Annotated in this window: 13 protein-coding genes; 6 read left to right on the top strand and 7 right to left on the bottom strand. The window is 40.2% G+C overall.

The window, feature by feature from the left end:
- Window positions 1-12: 12 nt before the first annotated feature.
- From pcnB to panC, 4 genes are read left to right on the top strand one after another with little or no spacing between them, the layout of a single operon-like run.
- Complete coding sequence (gene pcnB / locus ACLKML_RS14460; protein WP_413285892.1) at window positions 13-1,329, top strand: polynucleotide adenylyltransferase PcnB; 1,317 nt, start codon at window positions 13-15, stop codon at window positions 1,327-1,329.
- On the top strand, window positions 1,326-1,811 hold the full coding sequence (gene folK / locus ACLKML_RS14455) for a 2-amino-4-hydroxy-6-hydroxymethyldihydropteridine diphosphokinase (RefSeq protein ID WP_413283784.1): 486 nt from the start codon (window positions 1,326-1,328) through the stop codon (window positions 1,809-1,811). Before pcnB ends, folK begins: the two co-directional genes overlap by 4 nt.
- A gap of 28 nt (window positions 1,812-1,839) precedes the next feature.
- Window positions 1,840-2,634: a 3-methyl-2-oxobutanoate hydroxymethyltransferase gene (gene panB / locus ACLKML_RS14450; protein ID WP_413283783.1), complete on the top strand. Its 795-nt coding sequence runs from the start codon at window positions 1,840-1,842 to the stop codon at window positions 2,632-2,634.
- Window positions 2,635-2,646: 12 nt separating this feature from the next.
- Complete coding sequence (panC, locus tag ACLKML_RS14445) at window positions 2,647-3,549, top strand: pantoate--beta-alanine ligase (RefSeq protein ID WP_413283782.1); 903 nt, start codon at window positions 2,647-2,649, stop codon at window positions 3,547-3,549.
- Between the two features lie 69 nt (window positions 3,550-3,618).
- Here panC and ACLKML_RS14440 read toward each other — a convergent pair whose 3' ends face one another.
- Window positions 3,619-4,389, bottom strand: a complete 771-nt coding sequence (locus tag ACLKML_RS14440; protein ID WP_413283781.1) for an ABC transporter permease — start codon at window positions 4,387-4,389, stop codon at window positions 3,619-3,621.
- Between the two features lie 6 nt (window positions 4,390-4,395).
- A complete protein-coding gene (locus ACLKML_RS14435) occupies window positions 4,396-5,313 on the bottom strand; it encodes an ABC transporter ATP-binding protein (protein ID WP_413283780.1) in 918 nt (305 codons plus the stop codon).
- Between the two features lie 296 nt (window positions 5,314-5,609).
- Here ACLKML_RS14435 and can point away from each other — a divergent pair, with 296 nt between their 5' ends.
- Complete coding sequence (gene can, locus ACLKML_RS14430) at window positions 5,610-6,269, top strand: carbonate dehydratase (RefSeq protein ID WP_413283779.1); 660 nt, start codon at window positions 5,610-5,612, stop codon at window positions 6,267-6,269.
- 84 nt (window positions 6,270-6,353) lie between these two features.
- Here the strand turns inward: can and hpt are convergent, their stop codons facing one another.
- Complete coding sequence (gene hpt / locus ACLKML_RS14425; protein WP_413283778.1) at window positions 6,354-6,884, bottom strand: hypoxanthine phosphoribosyltransferase; 531 nt, start codon at window positions 6,882-6,884, stop codon at window positions 6,354-6,356.
- Between the two features lie 376 nt (window positions 6,885-7,260).
- On the opposite strand from hpt, the gene ACLKML_RS14420 reads away from it, so the two are divergent.
- Complete coding sequence (locus tag ACLKML_RS14420; RefSeq protein ID WP_413283777.1) at window positions 7,261-7,872, top strand: TetR family transcriptional regulator; 612 nt, start codon at window positions 7,261-7,263, stop codon at window positions 7,870-7,872.
- 167 nt (window positions 7,873-8,039) lie between these two features.
- Here ACLKML_RS14420 and lpdA read toward each other — a convergent pair whose 3' ends face one another.
- The 4 genes from lpdA to pdhR all read right to left on the bottom strand — a co-directional run bounded on the left by lpdA (window position 8,040) and on the right by pdhR (window position 15,085).
- A complete protein-coding gene (gene lpdA / locus ACLKML_RS14415; protein WP_317716890.1) occupies window positions 8,040-9,467 on the bottom strand; it encodes a dihydrolipoyl dehydrogenase in 1,428 nt (475 codons plus the stop codon).
- 235 nt (window positions 9,468-9,702) lie between these two features.
- A complete protein-coding gene (gene aceF, locus ACLKML_RS14410) occupies window positions 9,703-11,583 on the bottom strand; it encodes a pyruvate dehydrogenase complex dihydrolipoyllysine-residue acetyltransferase (protein ID WP_413283776.1) in 1,881 nt (626 codons plus the stop codon).
- Between the two features lie 17 nt (window positions 11,584-11,600).
- Complete coding sequence (aceE, locus tag ACLKML_RS14405) at window positions 11,601-14,264, bottom strand: pyruvate dehydrogenase (acetyl-transferring), homodimeric type (RefSeq protein ID WP_413283775.1); 2,664 nt, start codon at window positions 14,262-14,264, stop codon at window positions 11,601-11,603.
- Between the two features lie 53 nt (window positions 14,265-14,317).
- Window positions 14,318-15,085 carry a pyruvate dehydrogenase complex transcriptional repressor PdhR gene (pdhR, locus tag ACLKML_RS14400; protein WP_413283774.1) on the bottom strand — a complete coding sequence of 256 codons (768 nt, stop codon included), beginning with the start codon at window positions 15,083-15,085 and terminating at the stop codon, window positions 14,318-14,320.
- Window positions 15,086-15,107: the final 22 nt, after the last annotated feature.

Below are 15,107 nucleotides of genomic sequence, written 5' to 3'. Positions count from 1 at the left end.
TACCACCATAATATTGGAGAATTTAAGCTGAACATTATCACACGAAATGACCACGGTATTTCCCGTAAAGACATTAGTGACAATGCATTGAAGGTGCTATACCGCCTCAGCAATGCAGGGTTTGATGCATTCTTAGTTGGTGGTGGAGTAAGAGACTTACTTTTAAATCATAAACCTAAAGACTTTGATATAGCCACTAATGCCACACCTGAAGAAATTAGAGCTTTATTTAAGAACTGTCGACTCATAGGACGTCGATTTCGCTTAGCACACATTATGTTTGGGCGCGAAATCATTGAAGTCGCAACGTTTCGTGGCCACCATCAAGAACCAGCAAAAAATGTTTCGGCTCAATCAGATGAAGGCATGTTACTTAGAGATAACGTGTACGGAACAATTGAAGAAGATGCCGAACGCCGAGATTTTACAATCAATGCGATGTATTACAACATTGCCGATTTTAGTATCTACGATTTTGCCGATGGAAAAGAAGACCTTGATGACGGACTAATTCGACTAATTGGCGATCCGGAAACGCGTTACCGCGAAGATCCAGTTCGTATGCTGAGAGCGGTTAGGTTTGCGGCTAAATTAGATATGGATCTTTGTGCGACAACTGCTGATCCAATGCTTGAGCTCGCCCATTTACTAGATGATATTCCTTCTGCACGTCTTTTTGAAGAGTCATTAAAACTTCTGCAATCAGGCAATGGGCTTGAAACCTATTTATTGATGCGAGATTACGACCTATTTAGACCATTATTTCCACTGATTTCTGAATACTTTACCGATACCGGAGAATCTGACACCGAACATATGATCGAGCTGGTTTTAGAATCGACCGACAAACGGATTAATGATGGCAAGCGAGTTAATCCTGCCTTTATTTTTGCCGCTATGTTGTGGTACCCAGTTGTTGGTGTCGCTCGTCAAATGATGAGTGAAAAAGGCTTGCCTTACTATGACGCCATTATGGAAGCCAGTAATATTGTATTGGACAAACAAGTTAAAACTATCGCAATACCACGAAGACATACCGCTACAATTAGAGAAATTTGGCAACTGCAATTACGTTTACCAAGAAGACATGGCAAAAGAGCAAGTCGTCTAATGGAATTAAACAAATTCAGAGCAGGGTTTGACTTCTTAGAGATGCGCGGAGAAGTTGAGCAAGGCGAAACCAAAGAATTAGCAAAATGGTGGCAAACCTACCAAAACTCTGGCAGAAATGCTCGCCAAACGATGAGTAATGAACTCGGTCAAGACAAAACAAACTTTCGACGACGTAAAAATTATCGAAATAAAAATAAGAGCAAACCAAAAGAATGAAGACGGTTTATATTGCGATTGGCAGTAACCTGAACGATCCCGTTACGCAAACAAAAAATGCAATAAAAGCATTGAAAGGTTTGCCAAAGAGCCAATTTTTAACCGCCTCTTCATTATATAGTAGTACTCCAATGGGGCCACAGCAGCAGCCTGATTACATTAATGCTGTGGTAGCAATACAGACAGAATTGCCAGCCATTATGTTGTTAGATGCAACTCAAGCGATTGAGTTAGAACATGGTCGAGTTCGTAAAAAAGAACGTTGGGGGCCAAGAACTCTCGACTTAGATATTCTACTTTACGGAAATAACACTATTGATTCTGATCGCCTTATCGTTCCTCATTATGGAATGAAAGAAAGAGAGTTTGTTCTCTACCCACTGGCAGAAATCGCCCCGAATTTAATATTTCCAGATGGTGAAGTGCTATCAAATCTGCTCTCAAAAGTAGATAAAAATGGCCTTAAAATTTGGCAATCATAGCCAAACAAAAGCCCGTTAAGGATCATACATGAAAAAAATTACTATAAACGACTTAATGACTTGGAAACAACAAGGCAAAAAATTTGCTTCATCTACCGCTTATGATGCGAGCTTTGCTCAACTTTTCGAGCAACAAGAAATGCCAGTACTATTGGTTGGAGACTCCCTTGGAATGGTTTTACAGGGCAACAACTCAACTCTTCCTGTCACAGTCGAAGATATGACCTATCATACACGTAGCGTACGTGCAGGAAGCCCTAATAGCCTATTAATGACCGACATGCCCTTTATGAGTTATGCCACACCAGAGCAAGCTGGTCAAAATGCCGCTTTGTTGCTGCAAGCTGGCGCGAATATGGTGAAATTAGAAGGTGGCGACTGGCTGGTTGACACCGTTAAGTTTTTAACTGATCGTGCTATTCCAGTCTGCGCTCACTTAGGATTAACTCCCCAATCTGTGAATATATTTGGTGGCTACAAAGTACAAGGCCGTGAAGAACAAAAAGCCGATCAAATACTAAAAGATGCTTTAGCAATGGAAGCAGCAGGCGCTCAAATTATTTTATTAGAATGTGTTCCCGCAGCACTCGCTAAAAAAATCACCGAAGCCGTTAATGTGCCCGTGATTGGTATTGGCGCAGGAAGTGATACGGATGGCCAAATTTTAGTGATGCATGACATGTTTGGTATATCCGCAAATTATATGCCCAAATTTTCGAAGAATTTCTTGGCAGAAACGGGCGATATGCGAGAAGCAGTATCATTATACATTGCTGAAGTTCAAGCAACGACCTTTCCTGGTCCTAACCATACTATTGCTTGAGGAAAATAAATCATGCAAACATTTACTGATGTTTCTTCGTTAAGGGAACACATTACAGCTTTAAAGCGTGAAGGTCGAACCATTGCCTTTGTCCCTACAATGGGCAACCTTCATGATGGTCATTTAACGTTGGTACGCACGGCGAAAAAACAAGCTGATATTGTTGTTGTAAGTATTTTTGTTAATCCAATGCAATTTGACCGAGCAGATGATCTAAACAATTATCCACGTACTCTTGATGAAGATCTGAGTAAATTAAATTCGGAAGGGGTAGATTTTGTCTTTACTCCTACCCCAGACATAATGTACCCACAAGGCTTAGATAAACAAACTTTTGTCGAAGTGCCTAGTTTGTCTCATATGCTTGAAGGCGCATCTCGCCCTGGCCATTTTCGCGGAGTAGCCACGGTTGTTGCCAAGTTATTTAATATCGTTTCTCCAAATGTAGCGTGTTTTGGCGAGAAAGATTTTCAACAACTGGCAGTCATAAAACAAATGACAACAGACCTTTGCATGGATATTGAAGTAATAGGTGTGCCAACGGTACGAGAAATGGATGGCTTAGCCATGAGTTCTCGTAACAGTTTGCTAACTATGAATGAACGTCAACGAGCGCCAGTACTAGCTAGAACTATGCGTTGGATAAGTAGCCAAATACGTAGTGGTAAAGTGGATTACAACGCCATAATTGAAGATGCTCAAGATCAACTTAGAGCCGCAGATCTCCAACCGGATGAAATATTTATCCGTGATGCAAATACTCTACAAACCATTAATGAACAGTCAACCCAAGCGGTTATTTTAATCTCCGCTTTCTTAGGCAAAGCTCGATTGATTGATAATCAGTTAGTTGATTTGGCGGTCGAAGATAAACTTGTAACGAATGATAAAAAAGAACAAGTAGAAGAAAAGTAATCACTTTAAGCAAAGGGCAGTTTTGCCCTTTGCTCTTTAATTTAAGAACGTAGTGTTAAAAACCTAGTATTAAGAACGTAGCCCTGTACCTTTAGATATTAGATAATGGGCAATAGCATACAGCACGAGCATAAATAGGCTAAGCACAGAAAACGAGGTTACAATCCCCACATCAGACACACCCAAAAAACCATATCTAAATGCATTAACCATATAAACAATCGGGTTAATTTTTGATACGCCTTGCCAAAATTCAGGCAATAAACTAATAGAATAAAACACCCCGCCCAAGTAAGTTAATGGCGTTAAAATAAAGGTTGGGATAATAGAAATATCATCAAATGTTTTGGCGAAAACCGCATTAATTAAACCACCTAATGAAAACACAACCGATGTCATAAACACGGTAGCAATAATGATCCCCCAATGCTCTATCTGTATATCAACGAAAAACAGCGACACAAAAGTAACAATAGCACCAACAAGTAATCCTCGTGTTACTCCCCCCATAACAAATCCAGCAATAATGATATAGTTTGGAACTGGAGCAACTAACAACTCTTCTATGTTTTTCTGGAATTTTGAACTATAAAAAGAGGAAGCGACATTAGAATAAGAGTTGGTAATAACCGACATCATGATCAATCCAGGAACAATGTATTCCATGTAAGTAAATCCACTCATTTCACCAATTCTCGACCCAATAAGATTACCAAAAATAATAAAATACAGCGTCATAGTAATGGCCGGTGGCACCAATGTTTGTACCCAAATTCGTGTAAAACGATTGATTTCTTTCGATAATAAGCTTCTAAATGCTACCCAATATATTTGATACATAACTAATTACTTCTCGCTCTGCGCACGGACAATACCAACGAACAACTCTTCTAATCGATTGGCTTTATTTCTCATCGATAACACTTGAATACCTTGCTCAGACAATTGACTAAACACCGAATTTAAGCCTTGTGTTTTATCAATAGCAATTTCTAATGAGCCATTCTTAATCTCCATCGAATGTACATCATTGAGTTGCGGTTCTGGGCTGTCTGGCTTCAAATCAAGGATGAAGGTCTCAACGTCCAATTTATTCAACAACGCTTTCATCGTAGTATTTTCGATCACTTCACCACTATTAATAATGCCGATATTACGACAAAGCATTTCGGCTTCTTCCAGATAGTGAGTGGTTAAAATGATAGTGATCCCTTCGCGATTGATTTTTTGCAAAAAGTCCCACATTGAACGACGTAATTCAATATCCACTCCAGCCGTTGGTTCATCTAAGATCAACAATTTAGGTTCATGCATAAGCGCTCGCGCAATCATCAGCCTTCGCTTCATACCGCCAGAAAGCGCTCGAGCGCGTTCTGAGCGCTTATCCCAAAGATCTAACTGCGATAAACATACCTTGGCTCTTTCTTTTGCTTGAGCTTTAGAAACCCCGTAATAACCTGCTTGTTGAATAACAATCTGCTCGACTGTTTCAAATTGATTAAAGTTGAATTCTTGAGGTACTAAACCTATATACCGTTTTGCCAGCTCAAGATCGGTATCAATATCTTTTCCGAAAACTTTTACATTGCCTGAAGTTTTATTAACCAATGAAGTAATGATACCAATAGTCGTTGACTTACCTGCACCATTTGGACCTAAAAGCGCATAAAAGTCCCCTTTCTCCACCTTCAAACTGACACCTTTCAGTGCTTCAAAACCACCAGCGTATGTTTTTTTTAAATTATCTATTTCAAGTGCAAACATAATTATTGTCTTATTTAGTGCCTTGCCAAATTTCGTTGATAAACGATAGAAACTGATTTTAGTGCATCAATGTATCGCGGGCCATCTTTGTATATGGAGGTTATTACAGCGAAAAACAATCCTCAATGCAGAGATTAGAGTTTGTGTAATAAAGCTGCCTGTTATTTTGCCATTTGAAGAGTCTGTTTTGCAATTAACTGCTCCAACCAGCATTGAAATTATAAATATTTATCAACTAATTATAACGGTCAATGTCATAGCTTGTGTATAGTGTATGAGATAAAGAGGGAACAAAAATGCCACATATTAAAGAACTATTTGAAAATAATGCTACGTGGTCCAATCGCATGACCGCCGAGAGTCCTGAATATTTCACTAAACTAGTCAGTAGGCAGAGCCCAGAATACTTATGGATAGGCTGCTCAGATAGCCGAGTACCGGCTGAGTTATTAACCGGGCTAGATTCAGGCGAACTGTTTGTACATAGAAATGTGGCCAATCAAGTTATTCATACCGATTTAAACTGCTTATCGGTTGTTCAGTATGCGGTAGATGTACTAAAAGTTAAGCATATTATTGTTTGTGGCCATTATGGGTGTGGTGGCGTAAACGCGTCGATAGACAACCCACCATTAGGTTTAATAAATAACTGGATATTGCATGTTAGAGATTTATACCTAAAACACAAAAGCTGGCTAGCTGAGTATCCACGAGATCAGTGGGGCAATAAGCTATGTGAAGTTAATGTTGCTGAACAAGTTTACAACCTAGGCAATTCATCGATCATTCAAAGTGCCTGGGAACGAGGCCAACATATTGACATACATGGTGTTGTATACGGTATTGGTGACGGAAGATTGAAAGATTTGGGTATGCGAAGTCATAGCCGAGAAACCTTAGGCATTGCTTATCAAGGTGCAATAGCTAAGATCATGAGTAATTGTATTATCGAATAACCCGCTTCTAATTGGTTTATAAACACAGAAAGCATTAACGCTCGCTTTCTGTGTTTAAGTTTCATACTTATTTAACAGATACTTTTAATCTTGTGGTACAACTTTACCAATATACGGCAGGTTACGATATTTTTGCGCGTAATCAATACCAACACCGACGACAAATTCATCAGGAATAGCAAAGCCTATCCACTTAACATCTACCGTCACTTCTCTACGCGAAGGTTTATCGAGTAGCGTACAAATTTCGATTGAATTAGGCTCTCTAAGTGACAATATTTCACATACTTTACTCAAGGTATTACCTGTATCGATAATATCTTCAACTAAAATGATATCTTTACCTTTAATATCGTCGTCTAAATCTTTTAAAATGCGTACGTCACGAGAGCTTTCCATGGTATTTCCGTAACTAGATGCGGTCATAAAATCAACAGAGAGATCAATTTTAATAGCACGAGCTAAGTCAGCCATAAAGACAAAAGAGCCTCTTAATAGACCAACCATTACCAGATTATCCGAGTCTTTATAGTGTTCTGTGATCTGCTGACCTAGTTCATTTACTCGTTTCTGAACCTCTTGTTCAGAGATCATCACTTCAACCGTATGTTTCATAGTTTTCTCAATTATCTTGGTTAAGTTACCTACTTCTATTTTAAGAGGTAACTAAAAATATTGGCGCATTCTAACATTACTCTATTAACGGTTACCAATTAGTTCTCTGGGTGATGAACTTAAACCTATTCGACTAGTAAACTACCGAACTAACCTTATTCATATGCCAGTATTGTCGAATTACAACGTTAACCGTACGCTGGTATAAAATTGAAATCTAAGATTTATGACGATTTTATCAATAGTTCTCAAATTAGTGACATAATTGTTAACTGTATAAATTGACCAAGATCATATGCACCTGTACACTCATAAAGTAATATAAAATAATAATAAACATAATTAATTAACAACGATTTGGCTAAGGTAACCCAGCATGGATATGATAAAAAAACATCCCCGAACTCGCTTATCACCTCAAAAACGCAAACTGCAATTGATGGATATAGCATTAGAAGTTTTCGCTCGTCGCGGTATTGGCCGTGGCGGTCATGCAGATATCGCGGACGTTGCACAAGTTTCAGTTGCAACTGTCTTTAATTATTTCCCAACCAGAGAAGATTTAGTTGACGAAATACTACATCACGTAGTTCGTCAATTTTCAGGCTTTCTTAACGAAAATCTTGATACTTCTTTACACGCTAGAGAAAACCTGAAAAACGTAGCAGAATCTATGTGTGAACTTGTTCTACAAGATACACATTGGTTAAAAATTTGGTTTGAATGGAGTGCTTCCGCTCGTGATGAAGTATGGCCGCTTTACGTCTCTCTGAATAAAAATAGCCGACTTTTAGTGGAGAATATGTTTACCCAATCCATTGAACGCGGAGAAATAAGCGCACAGCAAAATCCAGAAAACTTAGCGAAAATGTTTCAAGCGATTTGTTACGCTATTTATTTAGAAGCCAATAGAAACGGTGATAAAGAACATTTAACCGCTTTCACCACCAATTTTTTAGACATGCTTTGTATCTACAACGATAAATAGTGTCAACAGTTATAGCCAGTACCGACACCGATAAAAATATCGTTTGTTCTAGTTATATCGGTAAGGTTAGATATCTCATCAAAATGCAATTATTTGATGCTAAACAAACTAAAAGGCCGCTTCTCAATGAAGCGGCCTTTTCAATAAATCAGAGTAATCGCTTTACTCTATTTCTTTTTCTTTGCTTTTTTGTTTGGTAGATCAGTAATTGATCCTTCAAACACTTCTGCTGCAAGACCAACAGATTCATGTAAGGTTGGGTGAGCATGTATCGTTAATGCGATATCTTCTGCATCACAACCCATTTCGATAGCCAAACCTATTTCGCCTAGTAATTCACCACCGTTGGTACCAACGATAGCGCCACCAATAATACGATGAGATTCTTTATCGAAGATAAGCTTAGTCATGCCATCAGAACAATCCGATGCAATAGCACGTCCAGAAGCACTCCATGGGAAAGTAGACACTTCATAGTTAATACCTTCTTCTTTCGCTTCTTTTTCTGTTTTACCAACCCAAGCCACTTCTGGCTCAGTATATGCAATAGAAGGAATAACTTTTGGATCAAAGTAATGTTTCTTACCAGAAATAACTTCAGCAGCAACGTGACCTTCATGCACACCTTTGTGAGCCAACATTGGTTGTCCAACGATGTCACCGATAGCATGAATGTGCGGTACATTGGTACGCATTTGCTTATCGACATTGATAAAGCCGCGATCATCAACTTCTAGGCCTGCTTTCTCTGCATCAAGCAATTTACCATTAGGTACACGACCAATGGCAACCAATACTGCGTCGTAACGTTCAGGTTCAGCTGGTGCTTTTTTACCTTCCATTGTTACGTAAATACCGTCTTCTTTTGCTTCTACTGCCGTTACTTTAGTCTCTAGCATCAAATTAAATTTATCTTTAATTCGCTTAGTGAACACTTTTACAATGTCTTTATCTGCAGCTGGGATCACCTGATCAAACATCTCAACCACGTCGATCTTAGAACCTAACGAGTGATAAGCTGTACCCATTTCAAGTCCGATAATACCACCACCCATAATAAGCAGCTTTCCTGGTACTTCTTTCAGCTCAAGTGCATCAGTAGAATCCCAAATACGTGGATCTTCATGAGGGATAAATGGCAGTTTAATAGGGCGAGAACCGGCAGCAACAATTGCATTATCGAAGTTAACGGTCGTTTTACCGTCTTCGCCTTCAACTTCAATAGAATTAGGGCTTGTAAATTTACCGTAACCATTAACCACGGTTACTTTACGCATTTTCGCCATGCCAGCAATACCGTTGGTTAACTGACCAACTACTTTCTCTTTCCATAAACGAATTTTATCAATATCCGTTTGTGGTTCGCCAAACACAATACCGTGTTCTGCTAGCGCTTTAGCTTCTTCAATTACTTTAGAAACGTGCAATAGGGCTTTAGATGGAATACAACCAACATTTAAACACACACCACCTAGTGCGCTATAGCGCTCAATAAGTACTGTTTCCAAACCTAAGTCTGCACAACGAAATGCAGCTGAATATCCACCAGGACCTGCACCAAGTACAACAACTTGGGCTTTAATTTCTTTGCTCATTGTGACCTCTTGTAGTCATTTTCCCTAACAGGCTAAATATTGATAATTAATGATTCATTTCTTTTTCAGGTTGCCACAGTTTACAAACTTGTTAACAAAGTGAAAAGAAATTCCATTTAGCCTGTGAGCTAGACAACAATTCCACTTCAAACCGCTTATTGAAATGAAACAATTGCATAAATTAATTACATTAACCAAGAAAAGGCGGCAAACTTGCCACCTTTATCATTTGGTATTACAGAACTAAACGACGAATATCTGTCATACAACCATTCAAGTAAGTAATAAATCGAGCACCTTCTGCTCCGTCTATTACTCTATGGTCGTAAGATAATGATAACGGCAATTGTAGTCTCGGTACAAAATCTTTACCATTCCAAACAGGTTTCATTTCAGATTTTGATACGCCTAAGATAGCAACTTCAGGGGCATTAACGATAGGAGTAAATGCTGTACCACCAATACCGCCTAAGCTAGAAATAGTGAAACAACCACCTTGCATATCAGACGCTGTCAGTTTACCCATACGCGCTTTCTTAGAAATAGCCATAAGCTCTTCTGAAAGTTCATAAATGCCTTTTTTGTTCACATCTTTAAATACAGGAACAACTAGGCCATTTGGTGTATCAACCGCAATACCAATATTGACATATTTCTTAAGAATTAAACTTTCACCATCTTCACTTAAAGAAGAATTAAATGAAGGGAACGCTTCTAACGCTTTGGCTGCAGCTTTCATTAGGAAAACAAGCGGAGTAATCTTGATACCAGAATCTTTCTTCGCTTCGATTGCGTTCTGCTCTTTACGGAATTGTTCTACTTCCGTAATGTCTGCGTTGTCCCACTGTGTTACGTGCGGGATCATTACCCAGTTACGATGCAGGTTTGCGCCTGAAATCTTCTTGATACGTGATAATGGCTTAACTTCAGTATCACCAAACTTGCTGAAATCAACTTTCGGCCAAGGAAGCAAACCAAGTGCACTACCGTCGCCACCTTTAGCTGACGATGCGCCAGATTCTAAACGCTTCAGTGCTTCTTTAACGTAGCTCTGAACATCTTCTTTAAGGATGCGGCTCTTACGACCAGTACCCTTAACTTTCGCTAAGTTAACACCAAACTCTCTTGCTATACGACGTACAACTGGAGATGCATGAGAGTACTCATTGTTTGCCTCAAACTCGTCACTCTTAGCTGGCGCAGAAGCAGCAGCTTTAGGCGCTTCTGTTTTCGCAGCTGGAGCGGCGGCAGGGGCAGCAGAAGGAGCAGGCGCGGCAGCCGCACTTGCTGATACTGTCTCAAAAATCATAATCAGAGAGCCAGTAGTTACTTTGTCGCCTTCTGCTATTTTGATTTCTTTCAATGTACCAGCAAATGGTGCAGGTACTTCCATTGAAGCTTTGTCGCCCTCAACGGTGATAAGTGATTGCTCTTCTTCAATTGCATCACCAACAGAAACCATAACCTCAGTAACTTCAACTTCGTCGCCACCGATATCAGGTACATTGACTTCTTTTAACTCAGCAACGGCGGGGGCATTATTCGCAGGAGCAGCTGGTGCAGCCGCTTCAACTGGCGCAGCGCCACCTTCTGAAACTTCAAATACCATGATTAGCGAACCAGTCGTTACTTTGTCGCCTTCTGATATTTTGATTTCTTTTAGTACACCTGCAAAAGGAGCAGGGACTTCCATTGATGCTTTGTCGCCTTCAACCGTGATTAGTGATTGCTCTTCTTCAACAGCATCACCAATAGAAACCATGATCTCAGTAACTTCAACTTCATCACCACCGATATCAGGTACATTCACTTCTTTTAATGACACAGCTGCAGGAGCAGCGGCTGGAGCAGCTTGTTCAACCGGAGCAGGGGCTGCAGCACCTTCTGCGTCTTCGAAGATCATGATCAACGAGCCAGTAGACACGTTATCGCCTTCAGCGATTTTAATTTCTTTTACCACACCAGCCTGTGAAGCTGGGACTTCCATTGAAGCTTTGTCGCCTTCAACAGTAATAAGAGATTGTTCTTCTTCAACCTTGTCACCTACGCTAACAAGAATCTCAGTAACTTCAACCTCATCCGCACCAATGTCAGGTACATTAATTTCGATTGCCATTGTTCTTTCCTACCTTATTAAGCGTATAACGGGTTAGTTTTATCTGTATCAATGTTGAATTTCTTAATCGCTTCGGTTACTACCGATTTTTCAACATCACCACGTTTCGCTAGTTCATTTAGAGCCGCAACAACCACATAACCTGCGTTCACTTCAAAGTGACGACGTAGGTTTTCTCTGCTATCTGAGCGACCGAAACCATCAGTACCCAGTACCTTATAAGATTCTGCAGGAATATACGCACGTACTTGCTCAGCATAGTTTTTCATGTAATCCGTCGCTGCAATCGCTGGTTCTGTACCCAACACATCAGAGATGTAAGCTGTTTTTGCTTCAGCTTCTGGGTGAAGCATGTTGTAACGCTCAACAGCTTGTCCATCACGCGTCACTTCATTGAACGAAGTAACAGAATAAACATCAGATGATACGCCGTACTCTTCACTTAGAATCGCAGCAGCTTTACGTACTTCGTTCATAATAGTACCTGAACTTAGTAGCTGCACTTTACCTTTAGTACCAGTATAAGTTTCAAGCTTATAGATACCTTTACGAATACCTTCTTCTGCGCCTTCTGGCATCGCAGGCATTGCGTAGTTTTCGTTCATTAATGTTAGGTAGTAGAAAACGTTCTCTTGGTCACCGTACATACGACGAATACCATCTTGAACAATAACAGCTACTTCGTAAGCAAACGTTGGATCATAAGAAATACAGTTTGGAACCGTAGCGGCCAAAATATGGCTATGACCATCTTCATGTTGTAGGCCTTCACCATTTAGTGTAGTACGACCTGCTGTTGCTCCTAATAGGAAACCACGAGCTTGCTGATCACCAGCCATCCACGCCATGTCGCCAACACGTTGGAAACCGAACATAGAATAATAGATGTAGAACGGAATCATCGGTAAATCATTGGTGCTGTACGATGTTGCTGCAGAAACCCATGACGACATCGCGCCTAATTCGTTGATACCTTCCTGAAGTACTTGACCTGATGTTGCTTCTTTATAGTAAGAAACAATGTCTCTATCTTGTGGCGTATAGTTCTGACCATTTGGATTATAGATACCGATTTGACGGAATAATCCTTCCATACCGAACGTGCGTGCTTCATCGGCAATAATAGGAACGATATTTTTGCCGATACCTTTGTTTTTAAGCAAAACATTTAAAGTACGTACAAATGCCATTGTTGACGAAATGTCACGTTTTTGCTCTTCAAGCAATGGTTTAAACTCTTCCAGTTTTGGAATGTCTAAATCTTGGGTAAACTTAGGTAAACGAACTGGTGTGTAACCGTGCAACGCTTTACGACGAGCATGTAAATATTCATACTCTGCGCTACCTTCTTCTAACGATAGGTAAGGTAGAGACTTCATTTCTTCATCAGAAACAAGATCTTTAAGGCCTAGACGATCGCGAAGATGTTGAACATGTGTCATGTCCATTTTCTTAACTTGGTGAGCAATGTTCATACCTTCGGCTGCTGCACCCATGCCGTAACCTTTAACCGTCTTGGCTAAGATAACAGTTGGACGATCTTTGGTCTCAGCGGCATTTTTATAAGCAGCATAAAGCTTAGATGTATCATGACCACCGCGCTTAAGAGCAAAAATCTCATCATCGGTCATGTCAGAAACAAGCGCTGCTGTTTCAGGATAACGACCAAAGAAGTGTTCACGAACAAACGCGCCATCTTTAGATTTGAATGTTTGATAATCGCCATCAACAACTTCATTCATTAGTTGTAGCAATTTACCAGAGGTATCTTTAGCAAGCAGAGCATCCCAACCGCTTCCCCAAACCACTTTAACTACATTCCAGCCAGCACCTTTGAACAGGCCTTCTAGCTCTTGAATTATCTTACCGTTACCCATTACTGGGCCGTCTAGACGCTGTAGATTACAGTTGATTAGGAAACAAAGGTTATCCAGTTTTTCACGAGCGGCAAATGAAATTGCTCCGCGTGATTCTGGCTCATCCATTTCACCATCACCTAGGAAAGCGTAAACGCGCTGCTCTGATGTATCTTTTAGTCCGCGACCGTCAAGATACTTAAGGAATCGAGCTTGATAAATAGAAGCAATTGGTCCAAGTCCCATTGAAACTGTTGGGAATTGCCAAAATTCTGGCATAAGTTTAGGGTGTGGGTATGAAGGAATACCTTTGCCGTCTACTTCTTGACGGAAGTTGTCAAGTTGTTCCGCAGTAAGTCGACCTTCAACAAATGCACGAGAATAAATACCAGGAGAGATATGACCTTGATAGTAAACTAAGTCGCCACCATCTTTCTCGTTAGGAGCACGGAAGAAATGGTTAAAGCATGTTTCATAAAACGCAGCCGAAGATTGAAAAGATGCCATGTGACCGCCCAACTCTAAGTCTTTCTTAGAGGCGCGCAATACAATCATGATTGCATTCCAACGAATAATAGAGCGAATACGACGCTCTAAAGTTGTATCACCTGGGTAAGCAGGTTCTTGGTCAGGCGAAATAGTGTTGATGTAGTTAGTAGTTACACCTGTTGGCATATCTACACCATCAAGGCGTGCTTTATCTAAAACTGTTTCTAGTAAGAACTGTGCACGCTCTACACCTTCTTCACGTACCACTGACTCTAGTGCGGCAAGCCACTCTTGAGTTTCCAGTGCATCAACGTCATTATTAATGACTTCAGACATGGCGGTCTATCCTTTTTTTAGTTAGCTCTGGTGAACATGCGATAAATCTATCATTAAGATTCATCACTCTGCTGGAGTCTACGTAAAGAGCGTTTTCTTCTATTCTCCTGACGATTAATATCCAACAATGTTTCCTCGATATAAGCTAAATGCGTATGAGAAAGTTCACGGGCCCGTTCAGGCTGTCTAGAAACAATCGCATCTACAATATTAGCTCTGTGTCTACTTACTTTTCCAACCACATCACTGTGGCGGTTCAATAGTTTTAAATTCTGTAATACATTTTGCTCAAGAAGAGGGGCTAGGCTACGCACAATATGTAGCAGAACCACATTATGAGCGGCATCAGTAATAGCAATAAGAGATTTCATCACTTCAACCGCTTCTTGTTCTACATTTTTTTCTTCTTCAGCTTTTTTAATCCGCACTTGAATTTGGCGAATTACTGCAAAATCTTCTTCGGTACCACGCAAGGCTGCAAAATACGCAGAAATACCTTCTAAAGCATGGCGAGACTCAAGCAAGTCTAGTTGAGTATCGTTATGAGTAGACAAGAGTTCAAGCAGAGGATCTGAAAACCCTTTCCATAAATTTTCACTTACGAAAGTTCCCCCACCTTGACGACGCGTTAATAAACGCTTGGCTTCTAATCTCTGAATGGCTTCACGGATAGAAGGACGCGAAACATCAAATTGTATCGCTAATTCTCTCTCTGGAGGCAATTGTTGCCCTGGAGAAAATGTTCCTTCCAATATCAACCGTTCAAGTTCCTTCTCTATTACGTCAGAAAGCTTGGGCTGACGTATCCTTTGATAAGCCATGTTATTTGTTTACTCAGTAATT

The sequence above is a fragment of the Vibrio sp. MA40-2 genome (assembly GCF_047302445.1).
Lineage (GTDB): Bacteria > Pseudomonadota > Gammaproteobacteria > Enterobacterales > Vibrionaceae > Vibrio.
The sequence above is the reverse complement of the archived record's forward strand: the minus strand, read 5'-3'. Positions and strand labels throughout refer to the sequence as shown.